This is a genomic window from Escherichia sp. KTE96, assembly GCF_000408525.1.
Taxonomy (GTDB): Bacteria; Pseudomonadota; Gammaproteobacteria; order Enterobacterales; family Enterobacteriaceae; genus Escherichia; species Escherichia marmotae.
The window spans coordinates 630,402-642,412 of sequence record NZ_KE137147.1 but is presented as its reverse complement, the minus strand read 5'-3'; the positions used below and the strand labels follow the sequence as shown (position 1 = coordinate 642,412).

13 protein-coding genes are annotated in these 12,011 nt (G+C 52.7%); 7 read left to right on the top strand and 6 right to left on the bottom strand.

Annotated features, from left to right (window positions below; all coding sequences use genetic code 11):
* The first annotated feature begins 5 nt into the window (after positions 1-5).
* From sspB to nanQ, 7 genes are all read left to right on the top strand, one after another.
* A complete protein-coding gene (gene sspB / locus A1WG_RS15200; RefSeq protein WP_000366123.1) occupies positions 6-503 on the top strand; it encodes a ClpXP protease specificity-enhancing factor in 498 nt (165 codons plus the stop codon).
* A gap of 116 nt (positions 504-619) precedes the next feature.
* Complete coding sequence (gene nanR, locus A1WG_RS15205; protein WP_000990909.1) at positions 620-1,402, top strand: transcriptional regulator NanR; 783 nt, start codon at positions 620-622, stop codon at positions 1,400-1,402.
* A gap of 123 nt (positions 1,403-1,525) precedes the next feature.
* Entirely contained in the window at positions 1,526-2,419 is an 894-nt protein-coding gene (gene nanA, locus A1WG_RS15210) for an N-acetylneuraminate lyase (protein WP_000224706.1), read from the top strand.
* A gap of 108 nt (positions 2,420-2,527) precedes the next feature.
* The gene (gene nanT / locus A1WG_RS15215; protein WP_000108263.1) at positions 2,528-4,018 is read left to right on the top strand and encodes a sialic acid transporter NanT; all 1,491 of its coding nucleotides are present in this window, start codon (positions 2,528-2,530) and stop codon (positions 4,016-4,018) included.
* 46 nt (positions 4,019-4,064) lie between these two features.
* Complete coding sequence (locus tag A1WG_RS15220; protein WP_000054233.1) at positions 4,065-4,754, top strand: N-acetylmannosamine-6-phosphate 2-epimerase; 690 nt, start codon at positions 4,065-4,067, stop codon at positions 4,752-4,754.
* Positions 4,751-5,626, top strand: coding sequence for an N-acetylmannosamine kinase (nanK, locus tag A1WG_RS15225; protein WP_001517179.1), 876 nt, complete (start codon positions 4,751-4,753; stop codon positions 5,624-5,626). The genes A1WG_RS15220 and nanK overlap by 4 nt, the downstream gene beginning before the upstream one ends.
* Positions 5,623-6,084 (top strand): N-acetylneuraminate anomerase, encoded by a 462-nt coding sequence (gene nanQ, locus A1WG_RS15230; RefSeq protein WP_001517178.1) that lies wholly within the window; start codon positions 5,623-5,625, stop codon positions 6,082-6,084. The genes nanK and nanQ overlap by 4 nt, the downstream gene beginning before the upstream one ends.
* Positions 6,085-6,177: 93 nt before the next feature.
* Here nanQ and A1WG_RS15235 read toward each other — a convergent pair whose 3' ends face one another.
* The 6 genes from A1WG_RS15235 to A1WG_RS15260 all read right to left on the bottom strand — a co-directional run bounded on the left by A1WG_RS15235 (position 6,178) and on the right by A1WG_RS15260 (position 11,982).
* Positions 6,178-6,924, bottom strand: a complete 747-nt coding sequence (locus A1WG_RS15235; protein ID WP_228029496.1) for a StfH/YfcO family fimbrial adhesin — start codon at positions 6,922-6,924, stop codon at positions 6,178-6,180.
* Positions 6,925-7,042: 118 nt separating this feature from the next.
* On the bottom strand, positions 7,043-7,558 hold the full coding sequence (locus A1WG_RS15240) for a fimbrial protein (protein WP_001517176.1): 516 nt from the start codon (positions 7,556-7,558) through the stop codon (positions 7,043-7,045).
* Positions 7,559-7,575: 17 nt separating this feature from the next.
* A complete protein-coding gene (locus A1WG_RS15245) occupies positions 7,576-8,046 on the bottom strand; it encodes a fimbrial protein (RefSeq protein ID WP_001517175.1) in 471 nt (156 codons plus the stop codon).
* Positions 8,043-8,549 carry a fimbrial protein gene (locus A1WG_RS15250; protein ID WP_001517174.1) on the bottom strand — a complete coding sequence of 169 codons (507 nt, stop codon included), beginning with the start codon at positions 8,547-8,549 and terminating at the stop codon, positions 8,043-8,045. Before A1WG_RS15250 ends, A1WG_RS15245 begins: the two co-directional genes overlap by 4 nt.
* Before the next feature lie 12 nt (positions 8,550-8,561).
* Positions 8,562-9,305, bottom strand: coding sequence for a fimbria/pilus periplasmic chaperone (locus A1WG_RS15255; RefSeq protein WP_029329883.1), 744 nt, complete (start codon positions 9,303-9,305; stop codon positions 8,562-8,564).
* 49 nt (positions 9,306-9,354) lie between these two features.
* Complete coding sequence (locus A1WG_RS15260; protein ID WP_001517173.1) at positions 9,355-11,982, bottom strand: outer membrane usher protein; 2,628 nt, start codon at positions 11,980-11,982, stop codon at positions 9,355-9,357.
* Positions 11,983-12,011 lie beyond the last annotated feature (29 nt).

Below are 12,011 nucleotides of genomic sequence, written 5' to 3'. Positions count from 1 at the left end.
TCTGTATGGATTTGTCACAGCTAACACCACGTCGTCCCTATCTGCTGCGTGCATTCTATGAGTGGTTGCTGGATAACCAGCTCACGCCGCACCTGGTGGTGGATGTGACGCTCCCTGGCGTGCAGGTTCCTATGGAATATGCGCGTGACGGGCAAATCGTACTCAATATTGCGCCGCGTGCAGTTGGTAATCTGGAACTGGCGAATGATGAAGTGCGCTTTAACGCGCGCTTTGGTGGCATTCCGCGCCAGGTTTCAGTACCGCTGGCTGCCGTGCTGGCTATCTACGCCCGCGAAAATGGCGCAGGAACGATGTTCGAGCCTGAAGCTGCCTACGACGAAGATGCCAGCATTATGAATGATGATGAAGCATCGGCAGATAATGAAACCGTTATGTCGGTTATTGACGGCGATAAGCCAGATCACGATGATGACCATCATCCTGACGATGAACCTCCGCAGCCCCCCCGCGGTGGTCGCCCGGCATTGCGGGTTGTGAAATAAATGATAAACAGGCCCATGTGGCCTGTTTTGCTATCTACCTTCTTTTCGCCTGATTTTAATACTGTGTTACGATAACTTCGCTATTATCCGTCAACATATTTTCCCAGAAGAGCCCTATGAACGCATTTGATCCGCAAGCAGAAGATTCTCCGGCTACTATCGGTCGTAACTTGCGTCGTCGTCCGCTGGCGCGTAAAAAACTCTCCGAAATGGTGGAAGAAGAGCTGGAGCAGATGATCCGCCGTCGCGAATTTGGCGAAGGTGAGCAACTGCCGTCTGAACGCGAACTTATGGCGTTCTTTAACGTTGGGCGTCCTTCGGTGCGTGAAGCGCTGGCGGCGTTAAAGCGCAAAGGTTTGGTACAAATTAATAACGGCGAACGCGCTCGCGTCTCGCGTCCTTCCGCGGATACCATCATTGGTGAGCTATCCGGTATGGCGAAAGATTTCCTTTCCCATCCTGGTGGGATAGCCCATTTCGAACAACTACGTCTATTCTTTGAGTCCAGCCTGGTGCGTTATGCGGCTGAACATGCCACCGATGAACAAATCGATTTGTTGGCAAAAGCACTGGAAATCAACAGTCAATCTCTGGATAACAACGCTGCGTTCATTCGTTCAGACGTTGATTTCCACCGCGTACTGGCGGAGATCCCTGGCAACCCGATCTTTATGGCGATCCACGTTGCTCTGCTTGACTGGCTGATCGCAGCTCGTCCGACAGTAGCTGACCAGGCGCTACACGAACATAACAACGTTAGTTATCAGCAGCATATTGCGATCGTTGACGCGATCCGGCGTCACGATCCCGACGAAGCCGATCGCGCATTGCAATCGCATCTCAACAGCGTCTCTGCCACCTGGCACGCCTTCGGGCAGACCGCAAACAAAAAGAAATAATGCCACTTTAGTGAAGCAGATCGCATTATAAGCGTTCTGTATGATGTGTTGCTTATTTGATCTGGTATAACAGGTATAAAGGTATATCGTTTTTAACAGGCAAGCATCACTTCAGAGGTATTTATGGCAACGAATTTACGTGGCGTAATGGCCGCACTCCTGACTCCTTTTGACCAACAACAAGCACTGGATAAAGCGAGTCTGCGCCGCCTGGTTCAGTTCAATATTCAGCAGGGCATCGACGGCCTGTACGTAGGTGGTTCAACCGGTGAAGCCTTTGTGCAGAGCCTTTCCGAACGTGAACAGGTACTGGAGATTGTCGCTGAAGAAGCAAAAGGCAAGATTAAACTTATCGCTCACGTAGGTTGCGTCAGCACTGCGGAAAGCCAGCAACTTGCGGCATCTGCTAAACGTTATGGCTTTGATGCTGTCTCTGCGGTCACGCCGTTCTACTATCCTTTCAGCTTTGAAGAACACTGCGATCACTACCGGGCAATCATTGATTCGGCGGATGGTTTGCCGATGGTGGTGTACAACATTCCGGCACTGAGCGGTGTAAAACTGAGTCTGGATCAGATCAACACCCTGGTTACGCTGCCAGGCGTAGGGGCGTTGAAACAGACCTCTGGCGATCTCTATCAGATGGAACAGATCCGTCGCGAACATCCGGATCTGGTGCTCTATAACGGTTACGACGAAATCTTCGCCTCCGGCCTGCTGGCGGGCGCAGACGGTGGTATTGGCAGTACTTACAACATTATGGGATGGCGTTATCAGGGTATCGTGAAGGCGCTGAAAGAAGGGGATATCCAGACCGCGCAGAAACTGCAAACCGAATGTAATAAAGTCATTGATTTACTGATTAAAACGGGCGTATTCCGCGGTCTGAAAACCGTTCTGCACTATATGGATGTGGTGTCTGTGCCGCTGTGTCGCAAACCGTTTGGTCCGGTGGATGAAAAATATCTGCCAGAACTGAAGGCGCTGGCCCAGCAGTTGATGCAAGAGCGCGGGTGAGTTCTTTTCCCTCACCCGCCCCTACCGGGTGAGGGGAAATAACCGCATCTGTACCCTACAACTTTCATACCAAAGCGTGTGGGCATCGCCCACCGCGGGAGACTCACAATGAGTACAACGATCCAGAATATCCCGTGGTATCGCCATCTCAACCGCGCACAATGGCGGGCATTTTCCGCTGCCTGGTTGGGATACCTGCTTGATGGTTTTGATTTCGTTTTAATTGCCCTGGTACTTACTGAAGTACAGGGTGAGTTTGGGCTGACGACGGTACAGGCAGCAAGCCTGATCTCCGCAGCCTTCATCTCTCGCTGGTTCGGCGGCCTGATGCTTGGCGCTATGGGCGACCGCTACGGACGTCGACTGGCAATGGTCACCAGTATTGTTCTCTTTTCTGCCGGTACACTGGCTTGCGGCTTTGCGCCTGGCTACATCACTATGTTTATCGCGCGTCTGGTGATCGGTATGGGGATGGCGGGTGAATACGGCTCCAGCGCTACTTATGTGATTGAAAGCTGGCCAAAACACTTGCGCAACAAAGCCAGTGGTTTTCTGATTTCAGGCTTCTCTGTGGGGGCTGTAGTTGCCGCTCAGGTTTATAGTCTGGTGGTTCCGGTCTGGGGCTGGCGTGCGCTGTTCTTTATCGGCATTTTACCCATCATCTTCGCTCTCTGGCTGCGTAAAAACATCCCGGAAGCGGAAGACTGGAAAGAGAAGCACGCAGGTAAAGCGCCGGTACGCACGATGGTGGATATTCTTTATCGCGGTGAACATCGCATCGCCAATATTGTGATGACGCTGGCAGCGGCTACTGCGCTGTGGTTCTGCTTTGCCGGTAACCTGCAAAATGCCGCAATCGTCGCTGTTCTCGGGCTGTTATGTGCTGCGATCTTTATTAGCTTTATGGTTCAGAGTACGGGCAAGCGCTGGCCAACGGGCGTGACGCTGATGGTGGTTGTGTTGTTTGCTTTCCTTTACTCATGGCCGATTCAGGCGCTGCTGCCGACGTATCTGAAAACCGATTTGGCGTATGACCCACATACGGTCGCCAATGTCCTGTTCTTTAGTGGCTTTGGTGCGGCAGTTGGCTGCTGCGTTGGTGGCTTCCTCGGTGACTGGCTGGGAACGCGCAAAGCCTACGTTTGTAGCCTGCTGGCCTCGCAATTGCTGATTATTCCGGTATTTGCGATTGGCGGTGCAAACGTCTGGGTACTCGGTCTGTTACTGTTCTTCCAGCAAATGCTTGGTCAGGGGATCTCCGGGATCTTACCGAAACTGATCGGCGGTTATTTTGATACCGACCAGCGAGCGGCGGGACTGGGCTTTACCTACAACGTTGGTGCATTGGGTGGTGCACTGGCACCGATCATTGGTGCGCTGATTGCTCAACGCCTGGACCTGGGGACGGCTCTGGGATCGCTCTCGTTCAGCCTGACGTTTGTGGTGATCCTGCTGATTGGTCTGGATATGCCCTCCCGGGTTCAGCGCTGGTTGCGCCCGGAAGCATTGCGTACTCATGACTCCATCGACGGCAAACCATTCAGCGGTGCGGTGCCGTTTGGCAACACCAAAGATGATTTAGTCAAAACCAAAAGTTAATCCTGTAGCCCGGTTCTGAACCGGGCCTTTCGCGAAGGGAAGAAGTATGTCGTTACTTGCACAACTGGATCAAAAAATCGCCGCTAATGGTGGCCTGATTGTCTCCTGCCAGCCGGTTCCTGACAGCCCGCTCGATAAACCCGAAATCGTCGCAGCTATGGCATTAGCGGCAGAGCAGGCCGGTGCGGTTGCTATTCGTATAGAAGGAGTGGCAAACCTGAAAGCCACTCGTGCGGTAGTGAGCGTGCCGATTATCGGGATTGTGAAACGCGATCTGGAGGATTCGCCGGTACGTATTACCGCCTACATTGAAGATGTTGATGCGCTGGCACAGGCGGGCGCGGACATTATCGCGATTGATGGCACCGATCGCCCGCGTCCGGTGCCTGTTGAAACACTGTTGGCACGTATTCACCATCACGGATTGCTGGCGATGACCGACTGCTCAACGCCGGAAGACGGCCTGGCTTGCCAAAAACTGGGTGCTGAGATTATTGGCACGACGCTTTCTGGCTATACCACGCCTGAAACCCCGGAAGAGCCTGATCTGGCGCTGGTGAAAACGTTGAGCGATGCCGGATGTCGGGTGATTGCCGAAGGGCGATACAACACGCCAGCGCAGGCGGCAGATGCCATGCGTCATGGCGCATGGGCGGTGACAGTCGGTTCAGCCATTACGCGTCTTGAGCACATTTGCCAGTGGTACAACACAGCGATGAAAAAGGCGGTGCTATGACCATACTGGCGATTGATATCGGCGGTACTAAACTTGCTGCCGCGCTGATTGGTGCTGACAGGCAGATCCGCGATCGCCGTGAACTCCCCACGCCTGCCAGCCAGACACCGGAAGCATTGCGTGAAGCCTTAGCCACATTAGTCGCACCGTTGCAAGCTCATGCGCAGCAGGTGGCCATCGCTTCAACCGGGATAATCCGCAACGGCAGCCTGCTGGCGCTAAATCCACATAATCTCGGCGGATTGCTGCACTTTCCGCTAGTCAAAACGCTGGAACAGCTTACCGACTTGCCGACGATTGCCATTAACGACGCACAGGCCGCAGCGTGGGCAGAGTATCAGGCGCTGGAGAGGGATATTACCGACATGGTGTTTATCACTGTTTCCACTGGTGTTGGCGGTGGGGTAGTCAGCGACGGCAAACTGCTTACTGGTTCAGGCGGCCTGGCGGGGCATATTGGACATACGCTGGCTGATCCTCATGGTCCAGTCTGCGGTTGTGGACGTGTCGGCTGTGTGGAAGCGATTGCTTCCGGTCGTGGCATTGCGGCTGCGGCGCAGGGTGAGCTGGCGGGGGCGAATGCGAAAACCATTTTTACGCGCGCCGGTCAGGGCGACGAACATGCACAGCAACTGATTCACCGCTCCGCACATGCGCTGGCAAGACTGATTGCCGATGTTAAAGCTACGACCGATTGCCAGTGCGTGGTGGTCGGTGGCAGCGTCGGGTTGGCAGAAGGGTATCTGGCGCTGGTGGAAACGTATCTGGCGCAGGAGCCAGCGGCATTTCATGTTGAGTTACTGGCGGCGCACTACCGCCACGATGCAGGCTTACTTGGGGCTGCGTTGTTGGCCCAGGGAGAAAAATTATGATGATGGGTGAAGTACAGTCATTACCATCTGCCGGTTTGCATCCGGTATTGATGGATGCGTTAACGCTGGCGTTAACCGCCTGCCCACAAGAGAAATCGCCAGGTCGTTATGAACTGCGCGGCGATGATATCTTTATGAATGTGATGACATTTTCTACTCAGCCCGCAGAGAGTAAAAAAGCGGAACTACATACGCAATATGTTGATATTCAGCTTTTACTGAGTGGCGAAGAACGGATTAACTTCGGTGTCGCGGATTCCGCCCGTGCGTGCGAAGAGCTGCATGTGGAAGAGGATTATCAGCTTTGTAACGCCATTGAGAATGAACAAACCATTATCATGAAACCGGGGATGTTCGCCGTGTTTATGCCGGGAGAACCGCATAAGCCCGGGTGTATTGTTGAGTCCGTTGCTGAGATTAAGAAGGTGGTGGTGAAGGTGAATCGCCACATTCTTTAGCGCTATACTTTTAGCCCGGCTGGACCGGGCTTATTACTTTCTCAGGTTTGGGCGGAGCGCGATCACACCCCGACATTCACCGACATTTCCGGCCTACAACTCTTCCATCAGATACTGGAAATAGCACTCGGTCGTAAATTGCCCCGTACCCGCCGTATTGACGTCAACCGCAATGTTACTTAGCGTTTGGTCGTACGGCGGACTGTCAGCGACGACCGCCGTGACGTTACTGTTGCCACCCTCGACGTTTGTACATCCCTGGCTTGTGAGTTGGGTCATTTGGCTGACATCGCGACAGTAGCTGCCACGCGCATCATTCAGGTTACCGTCACACAATTTGCCGCTTTCCATCAGATAGGTCGGCAGGTTGGCATGAACGACACCCCCCGTTGAGGCGATTTTGAGTAACATGTCATTCTGGACGCGATCTTTACTCCAGGAAATATCAAATGACGCCACGGGAACGGTGGGGCAGATGGAACCATGGGAGACAGGGCCGTTATAGACACCATGTATACCCGTTGATGTCCCCCAGATATTGGCTACCCACGGGCAGCCGTAGGAGTCTGTACCGGTATCCACTTTAAGTTCATACCAGGCACAGTTCCAACCATCCGGCATCGGGCCACAAAGAGCTTGATCGACGTTGGTATTATCATAATCAGTCACGGTAATCGTAGGATTCGGTGGAAGAGGCCCAGGGCCATTGGCGAGGCTCCAGGTGTCCAGGTGATAGGGGAAACCTTGAAACAGGGCTTTGTTTATCGTACCTGTAAACAGGCCATTTGGCGTCAGGATATTTACATGGAGCTCCAGGCTGATACGGCCGCTGTCATCCATGGCGTAATATAACTTTTGGGTGTTGAAGGAGACTTTGAGGTTAGGTTTGGCCATGCTGCTGTTAGCAAATCCAATCGCTAATAACAAAAAGAGTAAAAACGAAGATATTTTTTTCATATCAGAAATACTCAAAAGTGGCGGTCATACTGGCGGAGAACTCGCCTGGTACAATCGTGACGCCCGGTTCAACCTGAAGCCAGGCATTGAAATTGAGCGTGGTATTCGGGGCGGTAAGCGGGAATGTCACTCCCGCTGTGCTATTAACCGGTACGGCGGTTCCGTTACTTGTTTCAATTCCAATACCGACCCCGCTGGCGCGTGAGCCCGAGGCGAGCGCGAGGAAACCCGTCGCCAACAGCGGGTCTTCAGTGCCGGAAAATGTCACCTTGACGTTTTGTAGCGAGCTTTCACAGTTCGCCAGTTTCAGCGTCACCGGCACGCGCGCCGACTGCCCGCTGGCCTGTAAATCTGCTGCATCTGCGGGCGGAAAGATGATTTCTTCCATCGCGGTTCCGACAATGACCGGCGAACAGGAACCCGCCAGCAGGTTACCCGTGAAGTGGACGTTGTCCGCCGCATGAGCCGACACTGCTAACATCCCGCACAGCGACAGAACCGATACTATTCGTTTCATCATTTTGCTCCCTGCTGTTATTGGTAATCCACGCGTAGCGTCGCCCAGGCCTCGAAATTCTGTTCGCTGAGGTTCGCGCTGACACTTTTTACGGGGACAGCTTCCAGAACGGGCAAATTTGCCTCATCGACAGTAATGGTGCTGCCGGGCTTAAAGGGTTTACTGTTTTCCCAGATTTTGATCCCTAATCCGTCGGTATTGGTTTTGATGGCGTCGTCAAAGTCCACGACATCTCCCGTTAAGGTCAGGGTCATCGCCATTGAATTATCGCGGATGCTTGAGTCGCAGGTAATTTTGTACTCCAGCGGCTGCCTGTAATTGTTGCCATCGATTCGCGTGATGATCACATCACGGAAATTGACGTCTATTCTGGCGTTGTTGCTGATGGTGCAAACAGGCGGTGTCACCAGGTGGCCAATAAAGGTCAGATTATCGGCATGACACAGGCTGCATGCGGCTAAAAGTATCGTGCATCCGATTGTTTTCATTGATAATCCACCACCAGTGTCGCCCCGGCGGTAAAGTCGCCTGAACTGAGCGTTGTCGCTGAATTTTTTACCGGTGTCGCTTCCAGCGCCGGGCCGCTGCCCGAAAAGTTAAAATGGAACCAGGATGTGCTCCCGGGCTCGAGGAGGGTATGTTCATTCACCGTACGGACCCGTATTCCCAGCCCATCTACATTCGTTTTCAGTACCGACTCGCCGTTGATGGTGACAACCGTACCCTGCAACTGCATTTTCAGTGCATCCACAATTCGCTTATCACAATTCAGGCTGTAACCCACCGTTTGGGTATAGTTTGTGCCGTCGATTTTGGTGGTGAGCACATCGTTAAAGTTCACTGTTCCGCCGGTGACGGTACAAGGTGGCGGTGCGTCGACGGCGATACGTAACGTCATTTTTACGCTTTTATTCCCTGCACATACCGATGCACTCAGTAACATCAGAGCGCTCAATGACAGTGAAAGTGGGGCACTGTTTCGCCTTCTCATTAAGCCTCCGAATTATCCTTTACTGCTTCTGGCGTCATCGACATGGCACTCTGCGCCGCTGCACTGGAAATAGAGTGGCAGTCGTCCGCCGTAGTCGTTGACATACGTCAGTACCGGCGCACTTCCCAGATCGGATGCGCGGCCTTTCATCTCCTGACTGGTTGCGGGAGGCATCACCAGCGGTTCAAAGCCTGTGATGGGCTGACCGCCTTTCTGTGTGCTGGCGGAGCTGATAATGACGTAATAACTGGTTGGGTTTTTGACCAGGTAATGATCTCCCTGGCGACTCAGAGTGACCTGATGTTGCCAGGGATGCTCAGGATCGACCTTTTTGGCCAGCGCGGCGGGGCGATAGAACAGTTTGATACGCGTTTGCAGCGCAATTTGCAGCGAATTGGGTTTATCGCTTTTCGGCGGAATTTCTCGCACATTAAAGTAAAACAGCGTCTCTTTATCCTGCGCTAAGGTGCTAATGTCAGGCATTCCCTGCACTTTGACCTGACCTTCCGTTTTCGCCTCTATACGCTGCACGGGCGGCAGAACAGCCAGTGGCGAGGTGATTTTCTCGCCTTTTTCGTTTTCAACCCACGTCTGCGCTAAATAGGGCAGGGTTTGGCTGTCATTTTTGAGCGTCACGCTGATCGATTTCTCGCCGCCTTTATAGACCAGACGCGTGCGGTCTGGCGCAATGGCGGCCTGCGCGCAGGAGGTAAAAAAGAGAATTGCGCTCAGACAAGAAATATTCGTCTTCCACATCCCTGGTGCGTAAATGTTGTTATTTACCATGTTCCCTGTTCCTGAATAATTAATAGGCGTTGTCTGATAATGCTTCTGGTTTAGCCGATGGCGTAATGCGCTGTGTCTGCTCCTGGATAATCGGTTTTATCTCCATGGCAGGGCGCGGTTTATCCGGGTTGGCTAACTGACACGGCAATAACAAACCACTAAATAGGTTTTTCGGTAACGGGTCGGGCAATGAGACGTCACACTGTTTTTCGCCTGACCAGTAAACCTGTAAGTTTTCACCCGCTTTTACGCCAGCGAGATAGACATGCCCGTCGTCATCAACCAACCCGATTTGCTGCTGGTGGCTGTTTTTAACTTCCGCGCCAAAGGGGGGATAGTCGCCATTTTCCATGCGCAGAACGGCCATCGCTTTTTCACCGCTGATGACGCCAAATTCGCGATAGCCAATCGCACCTTCGGTAAGTGTGGCCTGCACAGTGGACTGCGTTGCCTCGGCATTTTCAGGCAATTGATTGATATCAATGCGAATTTGGTTGCGGTAATAGTCATTGACGTCCGTCAGAACGGCCTTGCCGAACCTATTGGAATAGACCGGAGAGTTGTAGCCGCCGATGGGGACATCAGCGACGCCGCCGGTATCGACCAGAATACGGCTGCCGCCAGAGAGATTCGTGCGGTGTAACGCCCCACCTTTTGCGGTTAACGTTGCGCCGCCACGCATCGTCAGACCCGCAGAGGTGTAATCGCCTTCCTGATAGTTTGCGCTGACGTCCACGTCCGCATAACTCCCTTCATGGCTGTAGAACCCTTCAGCCCGGGTGTTATTGCCGGACTGGCCCAGACTTAATTGATAGTTGCTGCGATCGTTCAGGCGCTGGTAATAACTGACCTGGCTGGAATTGTCGTCGTCGCTAAACATGCCGTTGTAGCTGATGGACTTATCGTTGCCCCAGGGGATCATCAGTGAAACATAGACACCATCGTCGGATTCATTGTCATATTCACTGCGATAAGCGGTCAGAGAGAGGCTCATATTCTTCATTGAACCGATATCAAAATAGTGAGAGACCATGAGGTTGTAGTTGTTCTGGTCTCCTCTGTCCCAATATGTCCGGCGGTTCCAGGTCAGGTAAACGTTGAGCGCGGGGTCGCTAAAATTCTGGCTATAGCTAACGGTGTACATCTCTTTATCGTGGCCTGCACGGACGTTGTCATCATGCAGCGCATCGAGATATTCGCTCATCGTCATGTAGTTTTCTTCGGAAAACCGATAACCGGCAAAGGTAAAGCGGCTGTTTAACTGATCAAAATCTTTGGCGTAGCTGATGCGATAGGAGTTCCCCTGGAGAGTACCGTGTCCATATTCGCCCGCTTCCGGGAGTTGAGTTCGTGAATGGGTGACGTCAAGGGCGAGCGCTCCCAGTACCGCCATATCGCGGCCGATACCAATGGCGACGGCCTGATAATGTTCTTCACCCACAGCACCGCCGTACAGCGACCAGTTATTGGCAAAGCCCCATGATGCTTCACCAGCGGCAAACGCGTTACCTTCAGCGTGATGGTTCCAGTCCTGTGGACGCCCCACCGTGCCTTTGTAACGCACCATGCCCTGGCGGGTTAAAAAGGGAATGGAGGCGGTACTGACGTCATATTCCTGAACCTGGCCGCTTTGCTCTTCAATGCGGACATGTAAATCGCCGGATACCGCTTCGTTGATATCCTGAATATGGAATGGGCCAGCAGGAACCTGTGACTCATAAATAACGCGACCTTGCTGCGTTACGGTGACTTTCGCATTGGTACGCGCGACGCCAGAGATGTCCGGTGCATAGCCACGCAGGTTTGGCGGAAGCATTTGATCATCGGTTTGTACGCTGGCACCGAGGTAGTTAAAGGTGTCGAAGATATCCGAGGCAAGAGCGTCTTCACCGAGCGTCAGTTTTGCCCCAAGGCCGGGTAATGCACGCCATGCGTAATAGCGGCTCCATTCCCAGTCACGCAGATCTTGCCCTTCACTGTCGCTGGTATTCAGATAACTGGCCTGCCAGTCAGCACGTAAGCGCCATGCGCCCAGGTTACCGCCAACAGTACCATTCGCCGTGATGTCATGTTCATCGACGCCATCATTCTGCTGATGGCGAACCTGAGCATTCATGTTGTAATCGAATATCAACCCGGGAATACCTTCATCCCAGCGCGAGGGCGGATCCCATTCTGCGTCGGTATATTCCAGCCAGGCCTGGGGGATCGTCACCTCAAGCTGGGACTGACTTAAATTTGCCTGTATTACCATGCCTTCAATCTGGCCCGGTTGCAGGCATTGGCCGTCTTTAATCCATTGTAATGTTTCGACTAATTCTGGTTTTAGTCCCAGCTTTGATATGATATCGGGAGAAAGACAAGGGAAGCTGTTACTCGGGTCATCCTCTTTAGGATACCAATGAATGTCATTCTCCTCTGCCAGAGGATATTTATTCACGACAACCTGCAAGTTGTAATTCCCTGGAAGGACATAACCTTTTCGGGAGAATTTCCCTAAATCAATTTTTGTTCCGTTCTTTACGTCAAGAAATTGGGTGTTAAATTCAACAGCCTCTTCTGCATTGCTTTTCCCGGAGAGACCGGTCAGCGTCATCATGATTGCCAGACTTAATATTCGTAAGCGGAAAGGGGCATGGTGTTGCATCAGATAAACCGTCCTGATAATAACAATAA

Coding starts and splice junctions, on each gene's coding strand:
- A1WG_RS15260 (WP_001517173.1), bottom strand. CDS start 11,982: ATGCAACACCATGCCCCTTTCCGCTTACGAATATTAAGTCTGGCAATC.
- A1WG_RS15240 (WP_001517176.1), bottom strand. CDS start 7,558: ATGAAACGAATAGTATCGGTTCTGTCGCTGTGCGGGATGTTAGCAGTG.
- nanA (WP_000224706.1), top strand. CDS start 1,526: ATGGCAACGAATTTACGTGGCGTAATGGCCGCACTCCTGACTCCTTTT.
- nanQ (WP_001517178.1), top strand. CDS start 5,623: ATGATGATGGGTGAAGTACAGTCATTACCATCTGCCGGTTTGCATCCG.
- nanK (WP_001517179.1), top strand. CDS start 4,751: ATGACCATACTGGCGATTGATATCGGCGGTACTAAACTTGCTGCCGCG.
- nanT (WP_000108263.1), top strand. CDS start 2,528: ATGAGTACAACGATCCAGAATATCCCGTGGTATCGCCATCTCAACCGC.
- A1WG_RS15220 (WP_000054233.1), top strand. CDS start 4,065: ATGTCGTTACTTGCACAACTGGATCAAAAAATCGCCGCTAATGGTGGC.
- A1WG_RS15250 (WP_001517174.1), bottom strand. CDS start 8,549: ATGAGAAGGCGAAACAGTGCCCCACTTTCACTGTCATTGAGCGCTCTG.
- A1WG_RS15235 (WP_228029496.1), bottom strand. CDS start 6,924: ATGGATGACAGCGGCCGTATCAGCCTGGAGCTCCATGTAAATATCCTG.
- A1WG_RS15245 (WP_001517175.1), bottom strand. CDS start 8,046: ATGAAAACAATCGGATGCACGATACTTTTAGCCGCATGCAGCCTGTGT.
- A1WG_RS15255 (WP_029329883.1), bottom strand. CDS start 9,305: ATGTGGAAGACGAATATTTCTTGTCTGAGCGCAATTCTCTTTTTTACC.
- sspB (WP_000366123.1), top strand. CDS start 6: ATGGATTTGTCACAGCTAACACCACGTCGTCCCTATCTGCTGCGTGCA.
- nanR (WP_000990909.1), top strand. CDS start 620: ATGAACGCATTTGATCCGCAAGCAGAAGATTCTCCGGCTACTATCGGT.